Source organism: Stappia sp. MMSF_3263 (assembly GCF_030733745.1).
Taxonomy (GTDB): Bacteria; Pseudomonadota; Alphaproteobacteria; order Rhizobiales; family Stappiaceae; genus Stappia.
Genome location: NZ_JASHIK010000006.1, coordinates 196,860 through 220,947, shown reverse-complemented (window position 1 = coordinate 220,947; position 24,088 = coordinate 196,860). Strand labels below are relative to the sequence as shown.

Here is a 24,088-nt window from a genome sequence, read left to right as displayed (position 1 = left end):
TTTATCGAAGCCGTTAACGTTTCGGCGAAACCGGGAACGAAGCCTGTCCGAATCGCTGATCCGGGAGTGTTTTTGTTTTGTTCTCGCGACATGTTGTGTTTTCCTGCCGATGGGCGTCCGTATCGTGAAGGCGGCTGAAGCTAGGTTTTGCAAGCTCGCATAACGGGTTTACCCATTCGTCCCGTTCTGGCACGTCGCCAGGGGCGGTGGAGCTGCCTATGGCCATCACTGCCTGCTGCCACCTTCCCATCCGCGGATCTGGCCGTTAGAAGGCGGTGACGTAAAGGCACTGGCGGAGAGGTGTTCCGCCGGCAGTTTGAGGAGGGGTGCTTTTGGCCATTCGCAAGATACTTGTCGCCAACCGGTCCGAGATCGCGATCCGAATTTTCCGTGCGGCGAACGAGTTGGGCATGCGTACGGTTGCAGTCTATGCCGAGCAGGACAAGCTGGCGCTGCACCGGTTCAAGGCGGACGAGGCGTACCAGATCGGACGCGGGCCGCATCTGGCCGAACCGCTCGGTCCGATCGAGGCCTATCTGTCGATCCCCGAGATCATGCGGGTTGCGAAGGCCGCCGGCGTTGATGCGATCCATCCTGGCTACGGCTTTCTTTCCGAAAGCCCCGAATTCGCCGAGGCCTGCGCCGAGGCTGGTGTCATCTTCATCGGGCCCTCTCCGGAGACCATGCGCCGGCTCGGCAACAAGGTGGCGGCGCGCAACCTGGCCATCGAGGCGGGCGTACCGGTGATGCCGGCGACCGATCCGCTGCCCGACGACATGGCGGAGGTCCGCCGGCAGGCGGCCGCGATCGGCTACCCGGTGATGCTCAAGGCGTCCTGGGGCGGCGGCGGACGCGGCATGCGCGTCATCCGCGACGAGGAGACGCTGGTGCGCGACGTGGACGCGGCCAAGCGCGAAGCCAAGGCGGCCTTCGGCAAGGACGAGATCTATCTGGAAAAGCTTGTCGAGCGCGCCCGCCATGTCGAGGTGCAGATCCTCGGCGACGCGCATGGCAATCTCGTTCACCTGTTCGAGCGCGACTGCTCCATCCAGCGCCGCCACCAGAAGGTGGTTGAGCGTGCGCCGGCGCCGTATCTGTCGGCCGAGCAGCGCACGCGGCTCAGCGAATACGGCCTGAGGATCGGCCGCGCCTCGGATTATCGGGGCGCCGGCACCGTCGAGTTCCTGATGGATGCGGATACCGGAGACTTCTATTTCATCGAGGTCAATCCGCGCGTCCAGGTCGAGCACACGGTGACGGAGGAGGTCACCGGCATCGACATCGTCAAGGCACAGATCCGCATCGCCGCCGGCGCGATTATCGGCGATGCCGGCTCGGGCGTGCCGGCACAGGGCGACATCCGCCTCAACGGCCATGCGCTGCAATGCCGGATCACCACCGAGGATCCGGAGCAGAACTTCATTCCCGATTACGGCCGCATCACCGCCTATCGCGGCGCCACCGGCTTCGGCATCCGGCTTGACGGGGGCACGGCCTATTCGGGCGCGGTGATCACCCGTTTCTACGATCCGTTGCTGGAGAAGGTGACCGCCTGGGCGCCGTCGGCGGAAGAGGCGGCGCAGCGCATGGACCGCGCCCTGCGCGAGTTCCGCATCCGGGGCGTTGCCACCAATCTCGTCTTCCTGGAAAACGTCATCGGCCATCCGGACTTCCGGGCGAACAGCTATACGACACGCTTCATCGACGAGACGCCGGCCCTGTTCGAGCAGGTGACGCGCCGCGACCGGGCGACCAAGCTGCTGACCTATATCGCGGATGTCACCGTCAACGGCCATCCGGAAACCAAGACCCGGCCGCGTCCGGTCGCAGACGCGCTGGTGCCGCGCGCGCCGGTCTATGGCGGCGAGGCGAAGAAGGGCACGAGGCAGCTTCTCGACGAACTCGGGCCATTCGGTTTCGCCGACTGGATGAAGGCGGAGCGGCGTACGCTCGTCACCGACACGACCATGCGCGATGCCCACCAGTCGCTGCTGGCCACCCGGATGCGCACCTTCGACATCGCGGCGATCGCGGAGGCCTATTCGCGCGGGTTGCCGCAGCTTTTCTCGCTCGAATGCTGGGGCGGGGCGACGTTCGACGTCGCCATGCGCTTTCTCACCGAGGATCCCTGGGAGCGGCTGCGAATGGTGCGCGAGCGGGCGCCCAATATCCTGTTGCAGATGCTTCTGCGCGGAGCCAACGGTGTCGGCTATGCCAACTATCCCGACAATGTGGTGCGCGACTTCGTCGCCCGCGCGGCGGAGAACGGGGTCGACCTCTTCCGCGTCTTCGACTGCCTCAACTGGGTGGAGAACATGCGCGTCTCGCTCGATGCGGTGATCGAGGCGGACAAGCTGTGCGAGGGCACGATCTGCTATACGGGCGATCTCAATGACAGCGCCCGGCCGAAATACGATCTGGCCTATTACGTCAGGCTGGCGAAGGAACTGGAGCGCGCCGGCTGCCATATCCTCGGCGTCAAGGACATGGCCGGCTTGATGAAGCCGGAGGCGGCGCGGCAGCTCTTCACCGAGCTGAAGCGCGAGGTCGGCCTGCCGATCCATTTCCACACGCACGACACCTCGGGCATCTCCGCGGCGACCGTGCTGGCCGCCGTCGAGGCCGGGGTCGATGCGGTCGATGCCGCGATGGACGCCTTCTCGGGCCTCACCTCGCAGCCGGCGCTGGGCTCGCTTGCCGCCGCGCTGCGCGACGGGCCGCGCGATACGGGACTCGATCCGAAGGTGATCCGCGAGATCTCCTTCTATTGGGAAGCGGTGCGGGCCCAGTACCGGGCCTTCGAGAGCGACCTCAAGGCACCCGCCTCGGAGGTCTACCTGCACGAGATGCCCGGCGGCCAGTTCACCAACCTGAAGGAGCAAGCGCGCTCGCTCGGCCTGGAAACCCGCTGGCACGAGGTGGCGCAGGCCTATCACGACGTCAACATGATGTTCGGTGACATCGTCAAGGTGACGCCTTCGTCCAAGGTCGTCGGCGACATGGCGCTGATGATGGTGGCGCAGGGGCTGTCGGTCGCCGATGTTCTGGCCCCCGACAAGGACGTCGCCTTCCCCGACAGCGTCGTGCAGATGATGCGTGGTGATCTCGGCCAGTCGCCGGGTGGCTGGCCCAAGGACATCCAGGCGCGGGTGCTGAAGGGCGAGAGCCCGATCACGGTGCGTCCAGGCTCGCTGCTTGCCGATGACGATCTTGCGGCCCGCCGTGCGGAAGCCGCGGAGAAAATCGGTACGGATGTCGACGATGCCGACCTTGCCTCCTACCTCATGTATCCGAAGGTGTTCACGGACTTTGCCGCCGCCCGCGACCTCTACGGTCCGGTCAGCGTGCTGCCGACGCCGGTCTATTTCTACGGACTGCCGGCCGGCGAGGAGATCATGATCGATCTGGAGCCGGGCAAGACGCTGGTCGTGCGTACCCAGGCCGTCGGCGAGACGGACGAGAACGGCGAGCGCAAGGTGTTCTTCGAGCTGAACGGCCAGCCGCGCATCATCAAGGTACCCGACCGGGCGCATGGCGCGGCCGGGGCGGCGGTGCGGCGCAAGGCCGAGGTCGGCAATGCCGCTCATGTCGGTGCGCCGATGCCGGGCGTTATCTCCACGGTGGCGGTGAAGGCCGGTCAGAGTGTCGCCGCCGGTGACGTGCTGGTCTCCATTGAGGCTATGAAGATGGAGACCGCGCTGCATGCGGACCGGGCCGGCGCCATCGCCGAGGTGTTGGTGACGCCGGGACAACAGGTCGACGCGAAGGACCTTCTGGTCGTCTTCGAGGCAGGCGGGGACTGAGCGCGGGCATGGTGCCGAGGATCGCCGCTTCCGACCTGCGACGGGTGTTCCTGCACCTGCAGGGATTGTCCGACCCGCCGGCGCGGCGGGTCGGCCCGGGCGAGCTTTGCGACCTTGTCGACCGTCTCGGCTTCGTCCAGGTCGACAGCATCAACACTGTCACGCGTGCCCACCACCAGATCCTGTTCTCGCGAAACCAGACCTATCGCGAGGACGGGCTCACCCGGTTGCTGGAGCGCGACCGGGCGCTGTTCGAGAACTGGACGCACGACGCGGCGGTGATCCCCTCCGCCGCCTGGCCCTATTGGCGGCATCGGTTCGAGCGCCAGCGCGAAAGGCTGAAGGCGCGCTGGACCAATTGGCACGGGGGCGATTTTCACGGTGAGATCGACCGGGTGCGCGACCATATCGTGGAGAACGGTCCCTCGCGCGGGCGCGATTTCGACGGCGAGCGGGAGCGCAAGCAGCCGGGCTGGTGGAACTGGCAACCCGGCAAGACGGCGCTGGAATATCTCTGGCGGACCGGCGAGATCGCCGTCACGGGGCGGGAGAATTTCGCCAAGATCTACGACCTTGCCGAGCGGGTCATTCCCGGCGAGCATTTTTCCCGCGAGGTCAGCCACGACGAATTCGTCGACTGGGCCTGCCGCGAGGCGCTGCTTCGGCTCGGCGTGGCGACACCCGGCGAGATCGCCGCCTTCTACGACCTGGTCAAGCCGGAGGAAGCGAAGGCGTGGTGCGCGGCGCAGGCTGGCGACACGATCCTGCCGGTCGAGATCGATTTCGGCCGCGACACGCCGCGACGGGCGAGCTTTGCCCGTTCCGATATCGCTACGCTGGTGGCGGAGGCTCCCGAGCCGCCGGCGCGCGTGCGGGCGCTCAGTCCCTTCGATCCGGTTTTGCGCGACCGCAAGCGGGCCGAGCGGTTGTTCGGCTTCTCCTACCGGATCGAGGTCTTCGTGCCGGCGCCGAAGCGGACCTATGGCTACTATGTCTATCCACTGCTGGAGAAGGACCGGCTGATCGGCCGGATCGACATGATCTGCCGGCGGGCGGAGGGCGAGCTTCTCGTTACGGCTTTCTGGCCGGAGCGCGGCGTCCGTCTTGGCGAGGGGCGTCTTGCCCGGCTGGAGGCCGAACTTGCCCGCATGGCCCGCTTCACCGGCATGGACCGCGTGCGCCTGGCCGATGGCTGGCGACGCGATCCGGCCGGCTGAGACGGGTCTTGCCTCAGTTCTTGGTGGTCAGGATCCGCTCGATTTCCTCCGGCGGATGTTTCGTCAGGGTCTTGTCGACCTCGGCGACGACGCGCGAGGCCACTTCCTTGTGGAACTCCTTGCGCAGGTCTCCAAGGGTCATCGGCGGAGCGACGACGACCAGCTTGGAAAAGCGTCCCTTGTGGGCTTCCTTGTAGAGTGCGGCGGCGATCCTGCCGGCGAAGCGGTGCTTCTCGATCAGGTGCCAGTCGGTTGGTTCCATGGCGCTGCGGTTCGGCCCCGGGCCGTCACTGCGTCGTCCGGGTGCGTCGGTGCCCTGCTGCGATGTCGCCGGGTTGTCCTGCTCCAGCACTCGGAGAACCTCAAGGTTGGGATAGTCGGCATCGCCCTGGTTGCGGAAGAAGAGGGCCTTTTCGCCGTCTCCCACAAGCACCCAGCTGTCGTGCTCGATACGCAATCCGCTCATGATCGGGTCTCCTTCGCGAGTGTCGCCGATGCCCTCCGGCACCGGGTGCGCCTGCGACCCAAAGTGCGCCGCAAGCGTGCGCCCCCATCACTCCACGTAGGTATGCGTTCGCGGTTTTTGAATGGCCGCGGCCAAACGGTCGCAGCTCAGGTCGCGTTCCCGTGTTCGGCAAGCAGCTCCTTGCAGCCCTTTTCGAGCATGGCATGTACATCGGCGAAGCCGTCGTCACCGCCATAATAGGGATCGGGAACGTCCCGACCGAGAAAGCGGCGCAGCCGCGCGCGCGCACCGACCGGAGCCATGGCCTGCAAGTCCTCCAGGTTGGCAGCATCCATTGCCAGGATCAGGTCGAAGCGGGAAAAGTCGTCAAGGCAGACCTGGCGGGCGCGCAAGCGGGAGATGTCGATGCCGTGACGCGCGGCGATGGCGATGGAGCGCGGGTCCGGCGCCTTGCCGACATGCCAGGCGGCGGTGCCGGCGCTGTCGACCTCAATGTCCGGTCGGTCGCCGGCCTCGGCGCGAAGGATGCCCTCGGCCAGCGGCGAACGGCAGATATTGCCAAGACAGACGAACAGGATGCGTGTCATCTCGCAGGCTCTCTTGTTGCGGCCCCGGGGCCGGGCGCCGATTGTCTCGCCGCGTCTCGCGGCGGTGGTTGTCTTGCCGCCGCCGCCGTGTTCCCATCGTGGCTCCCGGATGTCCCCGGGGGGCGGAGGCAAGGAGACAGATCATGACCGAGAAACTCGCCCCCGAAGCCCGCGCCGATGCGCTTGCCGCGCTTTCCCGCTGGCGGGAGGTCGAGGGGCGCGATGCGATCGCCCGCACCTTCACCTTCAAGGATTTCAACGAGGCCTTCGGCTTCATGACGCGGGCAGCGCTGGTCGCAGAGAAGATGAACCATCACCCTGAATGGTTCAATGTCTACAAGACCGTCGAGGTGGTGCTGACGACCCATGACGCGGGCGGCCTCAGCGATCTCGACCTGCGCCTTGCGCGGGCCATGGACCGGATCGCGGGGATCTGACGCGGCGCGTTTGATGCGGCGGGGAGGCTCTCAGCCGCGCTCCAGCGTGAAGACATGGACCTCGTCCGCCCCCGTCTCGCGGGACAGCAGCCGGTGACCCGCCTCCTGGCAGAAATGGGGAATGTCGATTACCGACATGGGGTCCGTCGAGAGGATGCGGACGCGGGCACCCGGCCGCATTGCCGTCATGGCCTTGCGGGCCTTGAGCACCGGCAGCGGGCATTTCAACCCCTTCAGGTCCAGTTCGTGATCGACATCGTCCGTCATGCGGGGTCTCCGGCCCGGTCTTCGCTTCCGCATTTCCCGCCTCGATCCGCTCCGAACGCCGGCGGGAATTGTGCGGGGGCCGCGAGGGATGCAATGATCCGCCTCCCGAACCACGTCCCGACAGGAGCATATGTCCCCGATGACCAGCGGCAAGCCCGATGCGACCGATATTCTCGATTTCTGGTGGATGGCAGGCCCGCCCAGGTGGTTTGCCCGCAGCGATGCGTTCGACGAGGAGATCCGCGACCGCTTCGGCGCGCTTGTCGCTGCGGCGCGCGAGGGTGAGCTCGACGGCTGGGCCGGAACGCCGCACGGGGCGCTGGCGCTTCTCCTCCTGCTCGATCAGTTCCCCCGCAATATCTATCGGGGCGACCCACTGGCCTTCGCCTCCGATGCCCGCGCCCGCACGATCGCCGGCAAGGCCGTGGACGCCGGGTTCGACCGGGCGTTTCCCAAACAGGCGCGCCCGTTCTTCTACCTGCCGTTCGAGCATGCGGAGGACATGGCGGCGCAGGAACGCAGCGTCGACCTGTTCCGCCGTCACGGCGAGCAGGAAGCCTATCTCTATGCGCTCATCCATCTCGACGTGATCCGCCGCTTTGGCCGGTTCCCGCATCGCAACGCCGTGTTGGGGCGGGTGTCGAGCGAGGCGGAAAAGGCCTTCCTGGCGGATGGCGGGTTCAGCGCCTGAGGTGAATTGCACAAAATATGTGCACATAATTTAGCCACATTCGGTCGCCGGATGTGGCTATTTTTTATGCAGAAGCGCAGGGGCGGCACCCCCTTTGCCGGTCTCTTCGGGCTGGGTCCGGATATTGTGCTCAATCCGTTGTTTTTGTTGCTTTAATTCAGCCTGCCTTGAGAGCCTTGGCGACGCTTTTCGCGACGCAACACGAGTTGGCACGCTCCTTGATACCTGTAACCCGGCGTTAACCGGACCGGTCGTTTGCGCGGCATCACCGCCGTCGGGGTCCGCCGGCACAAGCCAGCAGCGGCTGACCGACGCGTGTGCGCGGCGGGCCGGTGAAAGCGAAACAGGGAAAGGAACGGAAGCGAGCATGAAAATCGTGATGGCGATCATCAAGCCGTTCAAGCTCGACGAGGTGCGCGACGCCCTCACGAGCCTCGGCGTCCAGGGGCTGACCGTGACCGAGGTCAAGGGCTACGGCCGGCAGAAGGGACACACGGAAATCTATCGTGGCACCGAATATGCCGTCAGCTTCCTGCCGAAACTGAAGATCGAGGTCGCCGTGGCCTCCGAGCTTGCCGACAAGGTGGTCGAGGCCATCGCCGGCGCTGCCAAGACCGGCCAGATCGGTGACGGCAAGATCTTCGTCTACGCGCTCGACCAGGTTCAGCGCATCCGTACCGGCGAAACCGACGCCACCGCGCTTTGATCCATTCCGAGCAGAGGAAACCCCGATGAATACTCGTTTCAAGATCGCCGGAACGGCTTCGCTTGCGCTTCTCGCGGCGACCGGTGCGGCTCTCGCCCAGGACACGACCGCAGCGGCCGAGGCGCCGCAATACGCGCTCGCCTCCGAGACGGCCTATATCTTCAACACGCTGCTGTTTCTTGTCGGCGGCTTCCTGGTCATGTGGATGGCGGCAGGCTTTGCCATGCTTGAGGCCGGCATGGTGCGTTCCAAGAACGTGTCGATGCAGTGCCTGAAGAACATCACGCTCTACTCGATCGCCGGCCTGATGTTCTGGATCACCGGCTACAATCTCATGTACACGGGCGTCGACGGCGGCTACATGGGCTCCGTCGGTCCCTATGCCTTCGACGCGGTCGGCGGCAATGCCCTCGACACCGGCTACTCGACGGCCTCCGACTGGTTCTTCCAGATGGTGTTCTGCGCCACCACGGCGTCGATCGTCTCGGGCACCCTGGCCGAGCGCATCAAGCTGTGGCCGTTTCTCATCTTCACGGTTATCCTGACCGGCATCATCTATCCGATCGCCGGTTCCTGGGAGTGGGGTGCCGGCTGGCTTGACGGCATGGGCTTCTCCGACTTTGCCGGCTCCACCCTGGTGCATTCGGTCGGCGGCTGGGCGGCACTTGCAGGTGCCCTGGTGCTCGGCGCGCGCACCGGCAAGTATACGGCCAACGGCGTGCATCCGATGCCCGGTTCCTCCATGCCGCTGGCCACGCTCGGCACGTTCATCCTGTGGCTCGGCTGGTTCGGCTTCAACGGTGCCTCGCAGCTCGCCATGGGGACGATCGGCGACGTCAGCGACGTCTCGCGGATCTTCGCCAACACCAACATGGCGGCGGCAGCCGGCGTCGTGGTCGCAGTGATCCTCACCCAGATCATGTACAAGAAGGTCGACGTGACCATGGCGCTCAACGGCGCGCTGGCCGGCCTGGTGTCGATCACCGCCGAGCCGCTGGCACCGTCCGTGTGGCAGGCGGTCTTCATCGGCGCCGTCGGCGGCGTGATCGTCGTCTTCACCGTGCCGCTGCTCGACAAGCTGAAGATCGACGACGTCGTCGGCGCCATCCCGGTTCACCTGGTGGCCGGCATCTGGGGCACGCTGATCGTGCCGCTGTCGAACTCCGACGCGACCTATGGCGTGCAGATCATCGGCATCGTCGCCTATGGCGTCTTCACCTTCGTCGCCAGCATGGTTGTGTGGCTGGTGCTGAAGTCGACCATCGGCATCCGCGTCACGCCGGAGGAAGAGGCGCTCGGCCTCGACAAGGTCGAGGTGGGCGTCGAGGCCTATCCGGAATTCGGCCAGGGCAGCCAGCGCGTCTGAGCCCGGCCGGCAAAGTCTCCCGAAGCAGTCGTCGTGATCGGCGGCTGCACCTTGAAGCCCGGGGTTCGTCCCCGGGCTTTTTTTACGTGCCGACGGCCATTGCCGTTTGCCCCGCGAGGCGGCATCCTGCACTCCGCTTCGGGAGGTACGCTCTGCCCGGGCGTCCGGACATTTCCGATCCCGCCCGTCAGGTTCCCGGGGCAGAACGCAAGGACCATGGCATGCCGCTGATCGTCTCCATCCCGCTCACCGTGGCGCCGCTTCTCGTCTACAACATCCTGGCCTTCTCTCTGCTCGGCGATGCAGGCGGGGATCCGTGGCAAGCGCCGGTGCTGACGCTGGAGCTTGTTTCCGGTGCCCGCTTCACGCTGGTGATCGGCGACCTGATGATCATCGCCGGACTTGCGCTGCTCTTCGTCGAATTGCTCAAGGCTACCCGCACCGGCGTCGTCGCGCTCACCGACCACATCCTGTCGACGCTGGTGTTCATCGCCTATCTGGTGGAATTCCTGACCGTGCGCGAGGCCGCGACCTCGGTGTTCTTCATCCTGATGTGCGTGACGCTGGTCGATGTCATCGCCGGCTTCTCGATCACCATCACCGGCGCACGCCGCGACTTCGGCGTTTCCAACGGCGATCACCTGCGCTGAACCACCGGACGGCTTTCGCCATGTTGCCGGACTTCTCGACCGAGCGACTTTTCCTGCGGCCGCGGACAATCGCCGATCTCGGTGCCTGCCTCGCCATGGACCGCGACCCTGAGGTGACGCGGTTCGTCGCCGGTCCCTGGGCCGATCCGAAGGCGCATGAGGCCTTCGTGCGGGCCCGCATGCTGCGCGACTGGGGAGCGGGGCTCGGCTACTGGTCGATCGCCGCGCGCGCCGCGCCGGATCGCTTCCTCGGCTGGATCCTGCTGCTCCCCCTCGACGGCGAGGAACCGGGGATCGAGATCGGCTGGCGGCTGGCGCGCGCTGCCTGGGGCCATGGTTATGCATCGGAGGCCGCCTGCCCGATTGTTGCCCACGCCTTCAACACGCTCCTGCTTTCGCGGATCATTGCCGAGATCAATCCCGGCAATGCCGGCTCGATCCGGGTCGCGGAAAAGATCGGCATGCAGCGCGATGCCGTTGTCCCTGCCGAGGCCGGCTACATCTCTTTTGTCATGACCCGGGACGATTTTCACAGCACCCGGGCGTGAAGGACGGGCGGGGCCTGCCCCCACTGGTCCGCCATCCCCATGCATTGCCACCCTGGAAACCGTGGAAAACCGGGCTTTTCGGCCGTTCTTCACCCAAAAGTTAACAAAACCTTACCTGCTGGCACGGCATTTGCGCTAAATTCTACGGCAAGAAAGCCAATGTCCCGAATTGGCACGCCGGGGAGGCGAGAATGCGGATCGAACAGGGATACCGTCCCGCGAGGGGACCGGGAGAGACACGGCGCAGCGCCCGCACCGAGACCGGCGCGGCAGCGCAGGTCGACGCGTCCCTCACCCGTGAAATCGTCGCCGTCGATCCGGTCGCGTCGGTCAGGACCGACCGCTTCTACGGATTTCACCGGCCGAATGCGGGTTTCATCGCCCAGCTGATCGCGACGCGCGAGCATCTGCCGCAGACGCGGGCGCGCCGCCGGGCCGCGCCGGCCGAGGCGATCGACGCCTACCGGACCGCCGAGCGTCAGCCGCGCATCCTGCCCGCCGGTCGCATCCTCGCCGTCAGCCGCTGAGGCCAGGCGGCTGCGCAGACCACCGGTTTCGCAAATGAAAACCCCGCCCGGCAGGTTGCCGCGCGGGGTTTTTCGTTTCAGCAGGGACGCGGGATCTCAGTAGCCGATGGCGCAGCCGTCCTTGCGCGGGTCGGACCCGCCGATGAGCATGCCGCTTGCCCGGTCGATGAGGATCGCCTGGGCGCCGCCGATCGGTTCGTTCGACGGCGTGACCTTGTGGCCAAGCGCGCGCAGGCCCGCCACGGTTCCCTCGGGTACCCAGCGCTCGGCCTGCAGCACATGGGTCGTCTCGTCGAAGAACATGCGCGGCGCGTCGATCGCCTGCTGCGGATCCATGCCGAAGTCGACCATGTTGGTCAGCACATGCGCATGGCCGCAGGGCTGGTAGCCGCCGCCCATCACGCCGAAGGAGAGGAACGGACGCCCCTCCTTCATCACCATCGCGGGAATGATCGTGTGCAAGGGGCGCTTGCCGCCGTCGATGCAGTTGGGATGGCCCGGTTGCAGACGGAAACAGGCGCCGCGATTCTGCAGCAGCACGCCGCTTTTCGGTGCGCAGATGCCCGACCCGAAATCCTTGTAGACCGAGTTGATCAGCGACACGGCCATGCCGTCGGCATCGACAACGGACAGGTAGACGGTGTCCGAGGAGGGGCCGAGCAGGGCCGGCGGGATGTCGGTCATGCGCGCCGTCGGTGACATGCGGGCGGCGAGCTTGTCGAGATAGCTGTCGGCCAGGAACGTGTCGGGGCCATGGTCCATATGCGCCGGATCGGCGAGGAACAGGTCGCGCACGGAATAGGCGATCCGTCCGGCCTCGAGTTCCAGGTGGAAGCGCTCGGCGCCGATCGGGTTGAGCGGGGCAAGGTCGAAGCGCTCCAGCAGGCCGAGCATGACCAGCGCGATGAAACCCTGGCCGTTGGGCGGCAGCTCGACCACGTCGAGGCCGCGATAGTTGCGGCTCACCGGCGTCATCGGCAGTGTGGTCATGCCGGCCAGGTCGTCGAGCGTCATCAGCCCGCCTTTGGCGGCCAGCGTGTCGACGATGTCGCGCGCCACCTCGCCCTCGTAGAAGGCGGATGCGCCCTCGGAGGCGATCTTCTCCAGCGTGCGGGCAAGGGCTGCATGGCGCATCACGGCTCCCGCCTTGGGCACCTCGCCATCGACGAGATACTCGGCGGCCGCGCCGGCATCGGCGGAAAGCTTCTCCTTGTTGCGGGCCCAGTCATGGGCAACGCGCGGGGCGAGCGCATAGCCGTCGCGGGCATAGGAGATCGCGCGCTTGAGGACGTCGGCCAGGGTTCGCCGGCCATGGGAGGCGAGGAGGTCCTGCCAGGCGCGCACGGCACCGGGCACGGTGACCGCATGCGGGCCGTGCGGGTCGATCGCGGTCACGCCGAGTTCCGCAAGCCGCGCCGGAGTGGCGGCCTTGGGCGCGGGGCCGGAACCGTTGATGCCGGAAATCGTGCCGTCGGGCTTCGCGACGATGGCGAAACAGTCGCCTCCGATGCCGGTCATCTGCGGTTCGACCACGGCAAGCACCGCGGCGGCGGCAACCGCCGCGTCGACCGCATTGCCGCCGCCCTGCAGCACTTCAAGCGCGGCGGCGCTGGCCAGCGGATGGGACGTTGCGGCCATCGCGTTGGGCGCATAGGCGGTCGAGCGTCCGGGAGCGTGGAAATCGCGCATGATGGGCCTTCCTTCTTGTTGGCGGCGGGCCGGCGAGGGCGTGAACGGGCCGCGAGGGCGGGAGGTGACGGGTTGTCCGGGCGATGGGGAAGCCGGGACGGAAGGTGGCGGGACCTATTGTTTCCGCATCAGAATGAGTGATTATCGTTTTTGTCCGTTGGTTGGCAACCGGGACGCTGATAGCCAGTTCACGGAACAGTACCGAAAGCCGACCGGGAGACCATATCGCAATGAGCAAACTCACTCTTGCCCAGGCGGAAAAGATCATCGCCTCCGCCTTCGCCAGGGGGGCGGAACTGTCCCTCAAGCCGCTCACCGTCGCCGTGCTCGACGCGGGCGGCCATCTGGTGGCGCTGTCGCGCCAGGACGGCTCCTCGATCCTGCGTCCGCAAGTGGCCAGCGGAAAGGCCTTCGGCGCCGTTGCCGTGGGCGCCGGCTCGCGCTGGCTCGACGACAACGCCAAGACACGACCGCATTTCGTGCAGGCGCTGAACGGGGCGGCCGGAGGGGCCATCGTGCCGGTGCCCGGCGGCGTTCTGATCCGCGAGGCCAAGGGCGGGGAGATCCTCGGTGCGGTCGGTATCAGCGGCGACACGTCCGACAATGACGAGGCCTGCGCGATTGCCGGCATCGAGGCGATCGGCCTGACGCCGGACCAGGGCTGAGCCTCGCGGCCCGGCTCGTTGCCGGGAATCTCGACCGATCAACCTTGCAGCGGGCGCCGGTGACGGCGTCCGCCCGCCTGCTCAGCCCTTGCCGCCGCCGTCGGCGATGGAATCGATCTTCTTCTGCATGTCGGCGAGCTGCCGCTTCAGCGCATCGAGGTCGTCGGCGCTCGCCGCGGCCGATCCCTTTGCCGGATCGGCGGAGCGTGCCTGCTGTCCGGCCTGCCCCTCCTCGCCTTCGCCTTCCTTGCCCGTGCCGAAGGGCAGGAACATGCGCATCGCCCGATCGAATATCTCGGCGTTGCGCTTGACCTGGTCCTCGATCACGTCGAAGGCGGTGGAACCCAGGGCATTGGACATCTGCTCGCGCATCCGGTCCTGCTCCCTGGTGAGCGAGGAGATGGAGAAGTCGAGATAGCTCGGCACCACGTTCTGCATGCTGTCGCCGTAAAAGCGGATGAGCTGGCGCAGGAACGTGATCGGCAGCAGGTTCTGCCCCTTGTTTTCCTGCTCGAAGATGATCTGGGTGAGCACCGAGCGGGTGATCTCGTCGCCGCTCTTGGCGTCGAAGACCACGAAATCCTCTTCGGCCTTGACCATCAGGGCGAGGTCTTCCAGCGTCACATAGGTGCTGGTACCGGTGTTGTAGAGGCGGCGGTTGGCGTATTTCTTGATGATCGTCGGCTCGGTCGTCTTTGCCATGTCGGTTTTCGGATCCCGGCTTTGCGCACCGTTCAGGGCCCGGTGCGTCTTTCCTCCCAGCGACGCGCGCGCATTGCAAGCGCGCCCGCGACGTCTCCTGCACTGCACGATAAGCCAATCGTGGCCGGGCGCACCACCGTTTTGTCGACGGCGCTCGTGTAGCCCCCGCCCCGACGAAAGAATGATCCGCCGCGCGCCCGTCTTGCCCGGTGCCGCGAGGGCTCAGGGCCCATCAAATTGACGAAAACGGCGTTTGACATGACAAGCGACACCAGGAAAAGCCCGGAGAGCGGGGTCGGCACTCCGGTCGAGAGCTTTGATGCCGCAGGTCGCCGTCGGATCGAACGTCCTTCGGAGCGGGCGAATTTGCACGGGAGCTCAGCATCGCAAGTCCTTGAACGGCCTCAGCCTTCCTTTGGTGCTGCTCCTCGCCTCCGTAGAAATTCGCTCCGACCATGTTCGCCAATTTAATGGGCCCTGCCTCTAGGGGTTCCGGTTGACTACGGCCGCGCGGGCGTCTCTAGTTCGGGGGAAAGCGCGCGCGTGACGCCAACCACAAAAGAGGGGACGCGCGCCACGGGAGGTCCGGATAGTCTCGGGAGATCATGAAATGAGCGCAGCCACCGACGTCGTCATTGTCAGCGCCACACGCAGCGCAGTCGGGTCCTTCAACGGAGCCTTCGCCAATACCCCCGCCCACGAACTCGGCGCGGCCGTCATCCGCTCCGCGCTGGAGCGCGCCTCCGTCGCGCCCGCCGATGTGGATGAGGTCGTCTTCGGCCAGGTCCTCACCGCCGGCCAGGGCCAGAACCCGGCCCGCCAGGCCGCCATCCTCGCCGGCATTCCCGACAGTGCCACCGCCTGGGTGCTGAACCAGGTCTGCGGGTCCGGGCTGCGCACCGTCGCCATCGCCATGCAGCAGATCGCGGCCGGCGATGCCTCGGTGGTCGTTGCCGGAGGCCAGGAGAACATGTCGCTGTCGCCGCACTGCGCCCATATGCGCGCCGGCTACAAGATGGGCGACTACAAGATGATCGACACGATGATCAAGGACGGATTGTGGGACGCCTTCAACGGCTACCACATGGGCCAGACGGCGGAAAACGTCGCCGAGAAGTGGCAGATCTCGCGCGACCAGCAGGACCAGTTCGCCGTCGCCTCGCAGAACAAGGCGGAAGCCGCCCAGAAGGCCGGCCGCTTCAAGGACGAGATCACGCCCTTCACCATCAAGGAGCGCAAGGGCGAACGCGTCGTCGAGGAGGACGAATATATCCGCCACGGCGCCAGCCTCGACGGCATGGCGAAGCTGCGTCCGGCCTTTGCCAAGGAGGGCACCGTGACCGCCGGCAATGCCTCGGGCATCAATGACGGTGCCGCCGCGCTGGTGGTGATGAGTGCCGCGGAAGCCGCCAGGCGCGGCCTGACGCCGCTGGCCCGGGTGGCCTCCTGGGCAACCGCCGGCGTCGATCCGACGATCATGGGCTCGGGTCCGATCCCGGCCTCGCGCAAGGCGCTCGACAAGGCCGGCTGGAAGGTCGAGGACCTCGGCCTGGTGGAAGCCAACGAGGCCTTCGCCGCCCAGGCCTGCGCGGTCAACAAGGACATGGGCTGGAACCCGGATATCGTCAATGTCAATGGCGGCGCCATTGCCATCGGCCATCCGATCGGCGCCTCGGGCGCCCGCGTTCTGGTCACCCTTCTGCACGAGATGGCGCGCCGCGACGTGAAGAAGGGTCTTGCGACGCTTTGCATCGGCGGCGGCATGGGCGTGGCGCTCTGCGTCGAGCGCTGATCGCGTAGTGCCGGTCCGGCTCGGAGGGGCCGGATCTTGTTGACAGGGATCATGGCGGGAGACGACCGGACTGCCATGATCCATCGCATACCGGAAGAACGGGCCGCCGCCAGAGGCATCGGCGGCCTGCAACACGCGGGAGGAAATGCATGAGCAATGTGGCAATCGTGACAGGCGGCACCCGGGGCATCGGCGCGGCGATCTCGAAGGGCCTGAAGGACGCCGGCTATACGGTCGCGGCGACCTATGCGGGCAACACCGAGAAGGCCGAGGCTTTCAAGGCCGAGACCGGCATCCATGTCTACAAGTGGGATGTGGCCGATGCCGCCGCCTGCCAGGAAGGCGTCACCCAGGTCGTGTCGGATCTCGGCGCGGTCGAGGTGCTCGTCAACAATGCCGGCATCACCCGCGACGGCTGGTTCCACAAGATGGACTACGAGCAGTGGTCGGCGGTGATCCGCACCAATCTCGATTCCATGTTCACCATGACCCGCCCGGTGATCGACGGGATGCGCGAGCGCGGCCACGGCCGGATCGTCAACATCTCCTCGATCAACGGCCAGAAGGGCCAGCTCGGCCAGACCAACTATTCGGCGGCCAAGGCCGGCGTTATCGGCTTCACCAAGGCGCTGGCCTCGGAAAACGCCCGCAAGGGCATCACGGTCAATGCCATCTGCCCCGGCTATATCGACACCGACATGGTCGCGGCCGTGCCGGAGAAGGTGCTGGAAGGGATCATTGCCGGCATTCCGGTCGGGCGACTGGGCCAGGCGGAAGAGATCGCTGCCGCGGTCGCCTACCTCGCCTCGAAGCAGGCGGCCTTCATGACCGGCGCGGTGCTGACCATCAATGGCGGCCAGTATTACGCCAACGGCTGAGGCAGGCGCGGCCTGCGCGGCCACAATGTCTTGCCATCGGGGCTCCCGGCCAGGCCGGGAGCCCTTTTTTGTGCCGAGGATGCCGGCATTCGGCCTCCGTTGTCAGGGAAGCGACCTTGCCCAGCGGCGCAGTTGCCTGCCGGCCGGCAGGGGGCCAAGGGTGAGGCGGTAGAAATCGAAGAGATCCGGTCGCTCGGATGCCAGGAAATAGCAGAAATGCAGCTTGAAGAAGCGGTAGCGCAGATGGCGATAGCGCTCCGCCGTCATCCGGTCCGGCACCCTTGCGCTGAAACGTCTCGGCTCCCGGACACGGGGAGCCAGATGGGGCGTATAGGTCGCCACCGGCGTGGTCCTCCCGCAGCAGAGCAGATCGTGCGGCGCGTAGACGTCCGTCCAGTCGAGATGTTTCGCCTCGGCCACGCTCGCCACGGCGGCGCCGAACCCTCTATGCGCTCCGAAACCGCCGACATAGGCAAAGGCCGAACCCATTGTCAGGACCGTGAGGCGATCCTGCGTTGCGCCGAAATCGGGTACGCGCCTCAGCACCTCCTGCAGCGTGTAGAGCATGACGAATGTTCCGGAACTGTGGGCGACAAGCACAAGCTCCTCGTCCGGCTCGCATCTGGCGGCGATCCCGATGATCCGTTCGGCGAACTCGGCGATGCGCGCCGTCATCTGCGGGTCTTCGTTTCGCGCCAGGCGCCTGATCGAATACCAGTCGTGGATCAGGTACCAGACATAGGTCCAGCGCTCCACATGGATGGTCAGCCGGTAGAGCAAGACCATCCAGATCAGGCCCGCTGCAATGCTCGCGAGGGCATGGGCAGGACCGGTTCCGGGAAGAAGCAAGGGAAAGAACAGCGGCGGAACGATCGAGGCGATCAGAAACACGAACAGCGCGAGCACCGGATAAAGAAAGAAAAGACCGTTCGCCCAGTTGTGCCGCATGCGCTCGGCGTAGCCGCCGGCGGCGGCGAACAGGATGAACGTGCGCACCGCCTCGGCAATGACCACCGGGAGGGGGCGCTTGAAGTCCCTCCGGCCCAGGTCCCGCCAGCCCAGCAGCGAGAAATGCGTCGTCACCCTGCCTTCCGGCCAGTCGATCTCGCCGGTCCAGTCGACGGAAGCTTCCCCGGATCCAGCGGCTGGCATCAAACCGGAGAATGCTCCCGGCACCGACCGCAGCTCGCGGAAACGGCTCAGCTCGTTCGTGAGCAGGGCATGGGATGCCTCGGGTCGGCGCAGGTCGTAGCCCGGTACGTAGACGACCCGGCGCTTGCGGATCGCCGGCGTTTCACTTTTCTTGTCGTCCATGCGCATCCTGCAAGCTGCGATGGTCCCGTGGTCAGGTGTGACACGCACAAATCTGTCCGCGTAGGTAGCCGGAGCTGTACGTGGCCTGCAAGGCGTGATGGTCGCGGCCTTGCAAATGATCTCGGGCACAGCCGCTCGTTGCAGGCATGGGACCGATTTCGAACGGAAAAAGGGCCGGTGCTTGCGCGCCGGCCCTTTCAATTCGCATGCTTGTCGCCGCGTGCGACGTCAGGCCCGTGAGGGCCGCGACATCACGCTCAGACGTCGTCCTTCGGCGCCAGGATCTGACGGCCCCGGTACATGCCGGTCTTCAGATCGACGTGATGCGGGCGGCGAAGCTCGCCCGAATCCTTGTCCTCGACATAAGTCGGCTGCCTCAGGGCGTCCGTGGAGCGACGCGCGCCGCGCTTCATGCGCGAGGTTTTTCTCTTCGGAACGGCCATTGTTCTTCTCTCCGTCGTGCAATAACCATCGGAACCCGGACCGGGTCAGCCCGGGGCGTGGGTCCGCACGGTGTGCAGGAATGGCGGGCTTATACCGAACCTTGCGCCGCTTTGCCAGCCCGAATGGCAAAAAATTTGGTGCGCGCGCGGCGAATCTTTTCGTTCCTCACGAGCCGAAACCCGGCAGGCAGCCGAGATGGGCGTCGATGGCGGAGGCCCGGCCCCGGTTGATGCGCGCCAGGCGATCGTGGCCGGGGCGCGGCCGGGCCGGATTGCGGGCCAGCGGATTGGGCAGCGCGGTGGCAAGGCGCGCGGCTTCCGTGCGGCTGAGATCGGCGGCAGGCTTGCCGAACCAGGACTGCGCGGCGGCCTCCGCGCCGAACACCCCCTCGCCCCATTCGGCGATGTTGAGATAGATTTCCAGCAGCCGGCGCTTGGTCAGCATGGCGTCGAGCATCAGCGCCAGCGGCAGCTCCATGGCCTTGCGGATATAGTCCCGGTCGTTCCACAGGAACAGGTTCTTGGCCACCTGCATGGTCAGCGTCGAGGCGCCGCGCGGATTGTCGCCATCATTGAGCGCCTCGATCTGTTTGTCGAGCGCCTCCCAGTCGATGCCGTTGTGCTCGCAGAAGCGGGCATCCTCCGAGGCGATCACCGAGCGAACGAGATGCGGGGAGATCGCGTCGAGGCGCACATAGGTCCGCTCCACCCACAGGCCGCTGACGTAGCGGCCGAGCATCAGGGTGCTGACCGGCGGCACGACCGCATAGAGCAGGGTGAGCACCGGCGGCAGCAGTAGCAGCGCCAGCAGTGCCCGCAGCACCCAGCGGCGCACTCGCCGTGCCAGGGACGCATGTCCGCCCTTGCCCTCGTTCCCGGGGCCGTCCCGCTTGCCGCCCCTCATCGGCAGGGCACCTGCAGCGGGCGCCGCGTCATGATCCTCGAATGTTTCGCCATCGCGGCTCGCACGCTCCCCGGCCACATCTGCGCCCTGCACTCCCGGTTTCCGTCCACGGGACCTGCACAGCACGCCCTTGTGGTGAATACAGGCAGTCGCGGGAGCGCACAACTCGCCGGACCCGATTGCGGCGGCGGGGTGCGCGGCGGATTGATCCGCCAGCCGATCCGCCCGGTTGACCTGCGGCCGGATTTTCGACACTGAAGCCGGCAGGGACGTTGTCCCCGCCCTGTCGTTCCCAGCCAGCCGGAGCCCGAGCGTGACCGCCGATCTTGCCACACAGCTTGCCAGACAGCTCGCCAGCGATGCCGCCCGGGTCGAGGCGATGCTCGAGACGGTTCTCGTCAAGGAGCCGGGGGACGGGGAAAGCCCGCGCCCGGCACGGATCATCGCGGCGATGCGCCATGCCTGTCTTGGCGGCGGCAAGCGGCTGCGCCCGGCCCTGGTGGTAGCGGCGGCGCGTCTGTTCGGCCGCGATGACGACGGCGTGGCGCTGGCGGGCGCGGCGCTGGAATGCATCCATTGCTACTCCCTCGTCCATGACGACCTGCCGGCCATGGACGATGACGACATGCGCCGGGGCCGGCCGACCGTTCACAAGGCTTTCGACGAGGCAACCGCCATTCTTGCGGGCGATGCCCTGCTGACGCTCGCCTTCGACCTGATCGCCGATCCGCGTGTCCATGCGGATGCGGCGGTGCGGCTTGCCGCCTCGCGGGACCTTGCCCGCGCCTCCGGGTTCGGCGGCATGGCGGGCGGGCAGATGCTCGATCTCGCCTCCGAGCATCGCGATCGCAGCGAGGACGAAATTCGCCTGCTGCAGGCGATGAAGACCGGGGCGCTGATCCGCTACGCGGCGCGCACCGGGGCACGGCTTGCGGGCGCGGCGGCGGGCGACATCGAAACGCTGACGCGCTTCGGCGACGTCATCGGCCTTGCCTTCCAGCTTGCCGACGATCTTCTCGACGTGGAAGGCGATGCGGCGCGGCTCGGCAAGGCGGCCGGCAAGGACGCCGCCGCCGGCAAGGCGACGCTTGTCGCGCTGAAGGGGGCCGACTGGACGCGGGCCGAGTTGCAACGGCTCGTTGGCGAGGCGGAAACGCTGCTGGCGCCGTTCGGCGCGCGGGCGACCCCTCTCGTCGCGCTGGCCCGATATGTGGCGGTGCGCGATCGCTAGGGCGGCAGGGCAGTGCATCCGGTTCTCGATATCTGGGAGCATGCCGCCGTCACGGACGGGCGGGAACTCGTCCTGCCGGACGGATGCCGCGACCTGATCATCGTCGAGGAGCCGGGAGGCGTTCGCGACGCCTTTGTCAGCGAACTGCATGCCGTGCCGCATCTGGCGAGGATTGCCGCCGGCAGCCGGCTCACAGGATTTCGCCTGCGCCCGGGCTCGGCCGTCGACGAGACGCGCTTGCTCGCGCGGTTGCGGCTGCGGAGCAATGATCCGGACAGGGTCGGGGACCTGCTCGAGGAGCATGCCGGTTGCGCGGCCGATGTCGGCGAGGCGCTCACCGGGATCGCGAGCGGCGCGGCGACCGGCCCGCAGGCTGTTGCAACCCGGCTTGGGGTCTCGCTCCGCTCGCTGCAGCGGCTGTTCCGCGACAACAGTCTGCCCGCGCCGGGCTTCTGGCTGCAGCTCGCCCGTGCCCGGCGCGCCGCCCTGATGCTCGGGCGAGAGCCGGACGTGTCTCTGGCGGATGCGGCGGCCGTGGCCGGCTATGCCGACCAGGCCCATATGACGCGCGCCTTCCGGCGGTTTTTTGGAGCCACGCCGGCCCGGCTCATACGGGATCCGGCGCGGCTCGACCTGGTGCTTCAGCCGGGATTGGCGACGCCGGCCACCGGCGAGCAGATTTCCACCAGATAACCGTCCGGGTCCCGCACATAGGCGGTTGTCTGTCCCCAGGGCTCCTCGCGCGGTTCCTGCAGCACGCTGGCCCCGGCCCGCCTTGCCCGTTCGATGGCTGTTGCCACGTCGTCGGTTTCGAAGGCGACCTCGAAGACCGGCGCCTTCGCATCGGCACGACCGGGCGACTTGCCGAGGGAGGTCATCAGCTTGCGCGAGGAGAAGGCTAGCCTGGTGTCCCCGGTGACGAGTTCGCCATAGTCGCCGCTTTCGTGCAGGAACCCTGTCTCGAGGCCGAAGGCTTGGCCGTAGAAGTCGAGGCTTGCCGCGACGTCCTCGACATAAAGGATGGTGTATCTGAAGATCATCGATGTGCTCCGCTGGTTGCCGTCCGCTTCTGGACCGGGCCGACACATCCGTCTTGAACGAAAGCGTCAACGGGGTGGCGTTCAGCCGAAAAAGGCTCTCATGTGGAGGGCCGCCGCATCCCGCGACTGGGCGTATTCGCGCCCGTAGGGGCAGGCGCGGCGGGCAAGGCATCCCGTGTGGCAGGCAGTGTCCGGCGCGGCCCTCAAATGGGCAAGGCAGCGCGGCACGTCATAGCTTGCCGGCGGCAGGGCATCGGAGAGCGCGCCGGCCGGACAGGCGGTGATACAGGGTTTGTCGAGGCAGGTTCCACAAGGGCCGGGCTCGGCGGCCGAAGCGGTCGCCTCGACCGGCTGCGGTGACAGGAGCGCGGCACGCAGGCCAAGCCAGGTTCCGTATTCGCGATGCGCTAGCACCCCCATCGGCGAGGGCGAGAAGCCGCCCGTCCTAAGCGCCCAGCGCTGGAACGGAAAATAGGGCGGTCCCTCGAAGGGAAAGACGATGCCGAGCCCGGCTTCCTCGGCGATGCCGGCCAGCGCCCGCCGCGTGTAGCGGTCGAGCGGGTCGGGCCTGTCGTCCGCCGCTTCCGGGCTTTCGCGAAACAGCGTGAAGAGTTCGTCGGAGAGCGAGCCGACGAGGAACAGCGCGCGGGCCGGCCGGCCTTGTGCGACGTCGGGCACACGATCGGCCGGGGTCGTCGCGAAATGGCCGAGCAGGCGGAAGCCGGCGCGGGCAAGGGCCGCGCCGGGATTATCCCTGCCGTCCCTGTCCCGCGCCCCGCTCATCGGCCGGTGCGCCGGTTCAGCGCAGGCGGTCGCGCTTGGCGAGCGTCCTGAGGCGCAGGGCGTTCAACCGGATGAAGCCGGCCGCGTCCTTCTGGTCGTAGGCGCCGCGGTCGTCCTCGAAGGTGACGAGTTCTTCCGAGTAGAGCGAATAGGGCGACTGCCGGCCGACCACGATGACATTGCCCTTGTAGAGCTTGAGGCGAACCTCGCCAGCGACCATTTCCTGGCTCTTGTCGATCAGGGCCTGCAGCATCTCGCGCTCCGGCGAAAACCAGAAGCCGTTGTAGATCAGCTCGGCGTAGCGCGGCATCAGCTCGTCCTTGAGATGCGAGGCACCCCGGTCGAGCGTGATCGATTCCATCGCCCGGTGGGCGGTGAGCAGGATGGTGCCGCCGGGCGTCTCGTAGACGCCGCGCGACTTCATGCCGACGAAACGGTTCTCGACCAGGTCAAGCCGGCCGATGCCGTTGTCGCGGCCATAGTCGTTGAGCTTTGCAAAGAGCGTTGCCGGCGACAGCGCCTCGCCGTTGAGCGATACGGCATCGCCCTTGTCGAAGCCGATGGTGATCTCGGTGGCGACGTCGGGGGCGTCCATCGGCGACAGCGTGCGCTGGTGCACGTATTCCGGCGGCTCGACCCAGGGATCCTCCAGCACCTTTCCTTCCGAGGAGGAGTGCAGCATGTTGGCGTCGACCGAGAAGGGCGACTCGCCGCGCTTGTCCTTGGGAACGGGGATCTGGTGCTTCTCGGCGAAGTCGATCAGGTCGGTGCGCGACTTGAACGTCCAGTCGCGCCAGGGCGCGATCACCTTGATGTCGGGGTCGAGCGCATAGGCGGACAGCTCGAAGCGGACCTGGTCGTTGCCCTTGCCGGTGGCGCCATGAGCGATGGCGTCGGCGCCGGTCTCGTGGGCGATCTCGATCAGGCGCTTGGAAATCAGCGGCCGGGCGATCGAGGTGCCGAGCAGGTAGACGCCTTCATAGACGGCGTTGGCACGGAACATCGGAAAGACGAAATCGCGCATGAACTCCTCGCGCAGATCGTCGATATGGATTTCCTTGATGCCAAGCAGCTCGGCCTTCTTGCGTGCCGGCTCGAGTTCCTCGCCCTGGCCGAGGTCGGCGGTGAAGGTCACCACCTCGCAGCCATATTCGGTCTGAAGCCATTTCAGGATGATCGAGGTATCGAGGCCGCCGGAATAGGCGAGCACCACCTTCTTGATGTCTTTGTGAGCCATGGGGTCGGTTGTCCAGTCCTGGGCGGGTTGCGGCGGTCCCGAGGAGCGCGGTTGTTCTCGAAGGGCCTGCCGGGCGGTCAAATCCGCGCGCACTGTATCTTCTGCGCGCCGGAGCGCAAGCGGGGAAACCCTGCCTCGTCGCGGG

The 24,088-nt window shown here is 66.7% G+C and carries 25 protein-coding genes; 14 read left to right on the top strand and 11 right to left on the bottom strand.

Annotated features, from left to right (window positions below):
• The first annotated feature begins 332 nt into the window (after positions 1-332).
• Together pyc and RBB46_RS09575 are read left to right on the top strand one after the other, a co-directional pair.
• Positions 333-3,803, top strand: coding sequence for a pyruvate carboxylase (pyc, locus tag RBB46_RS09580; protein ID WP_306028745.1), 3,471 nt, complete (start codon positions 333-335; stop codon positions 3,801-3,803).
• 8 nt (positions 3,804-3,811) lie between these two features.
• Positions 3,812-5,020 carry a winged helix-turn-helix domain-containing protein gene (locus RBB46_RS09575; protein ID WP_306028744.1) on the top strand — a complete coding sequence of 403 codons (1,209 nt, stop codon included), beginning with the start codon at positions 3,812-3,814 and terminating at the stop codon, positions 5,018-5,020.
• Between the two features lie 13 nt (positions 5,021-5,033).
• Here RBB46_RS09575 and RBB46_RS09570 read toward each other — a convergent pair whose 3' ends face one another.
• A complete protein-coding gene (locus RBB46_RS09570; RefSeq protein WP_306028743.1) occupies positions 5,034-5,486 on the bottom strand; it encodes a host attachment family protein in 453 nt (150 codons plus the stop codon).
• A 146-nt stretch (positions 5,487-5,632) separates the two neighbouring features.
• Positions 5,633-6,073: a low molecular weight protein-tyrosine-phosphatase gene (locus tag RBB46_RS09565; RefSeq protein ID WP_306028742.1), complete on the bottom strand. Its 441-nt coding sequence runs from the start codon at positions 6,071-6,073 to the stop codon at positions 5,633-5,635.
• Positions 6,074-6,216: 143 nt separating this feature from the next.
• Here RBB46_RS09565 and RBB46_RS09560 point away from each other — a divergent pair, with 143 nt between their 5' ends.
• Entirely contained in the window at positions 6,217-6,510 is a 294-nt protein-coding gene (locus RBB46_RS09560) for a 4a-hydroxytetrahydrobiopterin dehydratase (protein WP_306028741.1), read from the top strand.
• A 30-nt stretch (positions 6,511-6,540) separates the two neighbouring features.
• Here the strand turns inward: RBB46_RS09560 and RBB46_RS09555 are convergent, their stop codons facing one another.
• Complete coding sequence (locus RBB46_RS09555; RefSeq protein ID WP_306028740.1) at positions 6,541-6,777, bottom strand: sulfurtransferase TusA family protein; 237 nt, start codon at positions 6,775-6,777, stop codon at positions 6,541-6,543.
• A gap of 139 nt (positions 6,778-6,916) precedes the next feature.
• Here RBB46_RS09555 and RBB46_RS09550 point away from each other — a divergent pair, with 139 nt between their 5' ends.
• The 6 genes from RBB46_RS09550 (at position 6,917) to RBB46_RS09525 (ending at position 11,265) form a co-directional block, all read left to right on the top strand.
• Positions 6,917-7,468, top strand: coding sequence for a DUF924 family protein (locus RBB46_RS09550; protein WP_306028739.1), 552 nt, complete (start codon positions 6,917-6,919; stop codon positions 7,466-7,468).
• Between the two features lie 367 nt (positions 7,469-7,835).
• Positions 7,836-8,174 carry a P-II family nitrogen regulator gene (locus RBB46_RS09545; protein WP_306028738.1) on the top strand — a complete coding sequence of 113 codons (339 nt, stop codon included), beginning with the start codon at positions 7,836-7,838 and terminating at the stop codon, positions 8,172-8,174.
• 25 nt (positions 8,175-8,199) lie between these two features.
• Positions 8,200-9,540, top strand: coding sequence for an ammonium transporter (locus RBB46_RS09540; RefSeq protein WP_306028737.1), 1,341 nt, complete (start codon positions 8,200-8,202; stop codon positions 9,538-9,540).
• Positions 9,541-9,761: 221 nt separating this feature from the next.
• On the top strand, positions 9,762-10,190 hold the full coding sequence (locus RBB46_RS09535; protein WP_306028736.1) for a hypothetical protein: 429 nt from the start codon (positions 9,762-9,764) through the stop codon (positions 10,188-10,190).
• Positions 10,191-10,210: 20 nt separating this feature from the next.
• Positions 10,211-10,738 (top strand): GNAT family N-acetyltransferase, encoded by a 528-nt coding sequence (locus RBB46_RS09530; protein WP_306028735.1) that lies wholly within the window; start codon positions 10,211-10,213, stop codon positions 10,736-10,738.
• Positions 10,739-10,929: 191 nt separating this feature from the next.
• Positions 10,930-11,265: a hypothetical protein gene (locus RBB46_RS09525; RefSeq protein ID WP_306028734.1), complete on the top strand. Its 336-nt coding sequence runs from the start codon at positions 10,930-10,932 to the stop codon at positions 11,263-11,265.
• A gap of 96 nt (positions 11,266-11,361) precedes the next feature.
• Here the strand turns inward: RBB46_RS09525 and ggt are convergent, their stop codons facing one another.
• Positions 11,362-12,954 carry a gamma-glutamyltransferase gene (ggt, locus tag RBB46_RS09520; protein WP_306028733.1) on the bottom strand — a complete coding sequence of 531 codons (1,593 nt, stop codon included), beginning with the start codon at positions 12,952-12,954 and terminating at the stop codon, positions 11,362-11,364.
• Positions 12,955-13,184: 230 nt separating this feature from the next.
• On the opposite strand from ggt, the gene RBB46_RS09515 reads away from it, so the two are divergent.
• Positions 13,185-13,619: a heme-binding protein gene (locus tag RBB46_RS09515; protein ID WP_306028732.1), complete on the top strand. Its 435-nt coding sequence runs from the start codon at positions 13,185-13,187 to the stop codon at positions 13,617-13,619.
• A gap of 81 nt (positions 13,620-13,700) precedes the next feature.
• On the opposite strand, the gene phaR is transcribed toward RBB46_RS09515, so the two are convergent.
• A complete protein-coding gene (gene phaR / locus RBB46_RS09510; protein ID WP_306028731.1) occupies positions 13,701-14,321 on the bottom strand; it encodes a polyhydroxyalkanoate synthesis repressor PhaR in 621 nt (206 codons plus the stop codon).
• A gap of 610 nt (positions 14,322-14,931) precedes the next feature.
• Here phaR and RBB46_RS09505 point away from each other — a divergent pair.
• Together RBB46_RS09505 and phbB are read left to right on the top strand one after the other, a co-directional pair.
• Positions 14,932-16,113, top strand: a complete 1,182-nt coding sequence (locus RBB46_RS09505; RefSeq protein WP_306028730.1) for an acetyl-CoA C-acetyltransferase — start codon at positions 14,932-14,934, stop codon at positions 16,111-16,113.
• A 149-nt stretch (positions 16,114-16,262) separates the two neighbouring features.
• Positions 16,263-16,991, top strand: a complete 729-nt coding sequence (gene phbB / locus RBB46_RS09500) for an acetoacetyl-CoA reductase (protein WP_306028729.1) — start codon at positions 16,263-16,265, stop codon at positions 16,989-16,991.
• Positions 16,992-17,093: 102 nt separating this feature from the next.
• On the opposite strand, the gene RBB46_RS09495 is transcribed toward phbB, so the two are convergent.
• The 3 genes from RBB46_RS09495 to mtgA form a co-directional block, all read right to left on the bottom strand.
• Complete coding sequence (locus RBB46_RS09495) at positions 17,094-18,305, bottom strand: hypothetical protein (protein ID WP_306028728.1); 1,212 nt, start codon at positions 18,303-18,305, stop codon at positions 17,094-17,096.
• A gap of 257 nt (positions 18,306-18,562) precedes the next feature.
• Complete coding sequence (gene rpmF, locus RBB46_RS09490; protein ID WP_306028727.1) at positions 18,563-18,748, bottom strand: 50S ribosomal protein L32; 186 nt, start codon at positions 18,746-18,748, stop codon at positions 18,563-18,565.
• 166 nt (positions 18,749-18,914) lie between these two features.
• Positions 18,915-19,745, bottom strand: coding sequence for a monofunctional biosynthetic peptidoglycan transglycosylase (gene mtgA, locus RBB46_RS09485; protein WP_336623151.1), 831 nt, complete (start codon positions 19,743-19,745; stop codon positions 18,915-18,917).
• 286 nt (positions 19,746-20,031) lie between these two features.
• Here mtgA and RBB46_RS09480 point away from each other — a divergent pair, with 286 nt between their 5' ends.
• Complete coding sequence (locus tag RBB46_RS09480) at positions 20,032-20,883, top strand: polyprenyl synthetase family protein (RefSeq protein ID WP_306028758.1); 852 nt, start codon at positions 20,032-20,034, stop codon at positions 20,881-20,883.
• A 12-nt stretch (positions 20,884-20,895) separates the two neighbouring features.
• Entirely contained in the window at positions 20,896-21,576 is a 681-nt protein-coding gene (locus tag RBB46_RS09475) for a helix-turn-helix domain-containing protein (RefSeq protein WP_306028726.1), read from the top strand.
• Here RBB46_RS09475 and RBB46_RS09470 read toward each other — a convergent pair.
• The 3 genes from RBB46_RS09470 to RBB46_RS09460 all read right to left on the bottom strand — a co-directional run bounded on the left by RBB46_RS09470 (position 21,525) and on the right by RBB46_RS09460 (position 23,943).
• Positions 21,525-21,923 (bottom strand): VOC family protein, encoded by a 399-nt coding sequence (locus RBB46_RS09470; RefSeq protein ID WP_306028725.1) that lies wholly within the window; start codon positions 21,921-21,923, stop codon positions 21,525-21,527. The two genes, RBB46_RS09475 and RBB46_RS09470, sit on opposite strands and share 52 nt — an antisense overlap.
• Positions 21,924-22,004: 81 nt before the next feature.
• Positions 22,005-22,706: a hypothetical protein gene (locus RBB46_RS09465; protein ID WP_306028724.1), complete on the bottom strand. Its 702-nt coding sequence runs from the start codon at positions 22,704-22,706 to the stop codon at positions 22,005-22,007.
• 16 nt (positions 22,707-22,722) lie between these two features.
• On the bottom strand, positions 22,723-23,943 hold the full coding sequence (locus tag RBB46_RS09460) for an argininosuccinate synthase (protein ID WP_306028723.1): 1,221 nt from the start codon (positions 23,941-23,943) through the stop codon (positions 22,723-22,725).
• Positions 23,944-24,088 lie beyond the last annotated feature (145 nt).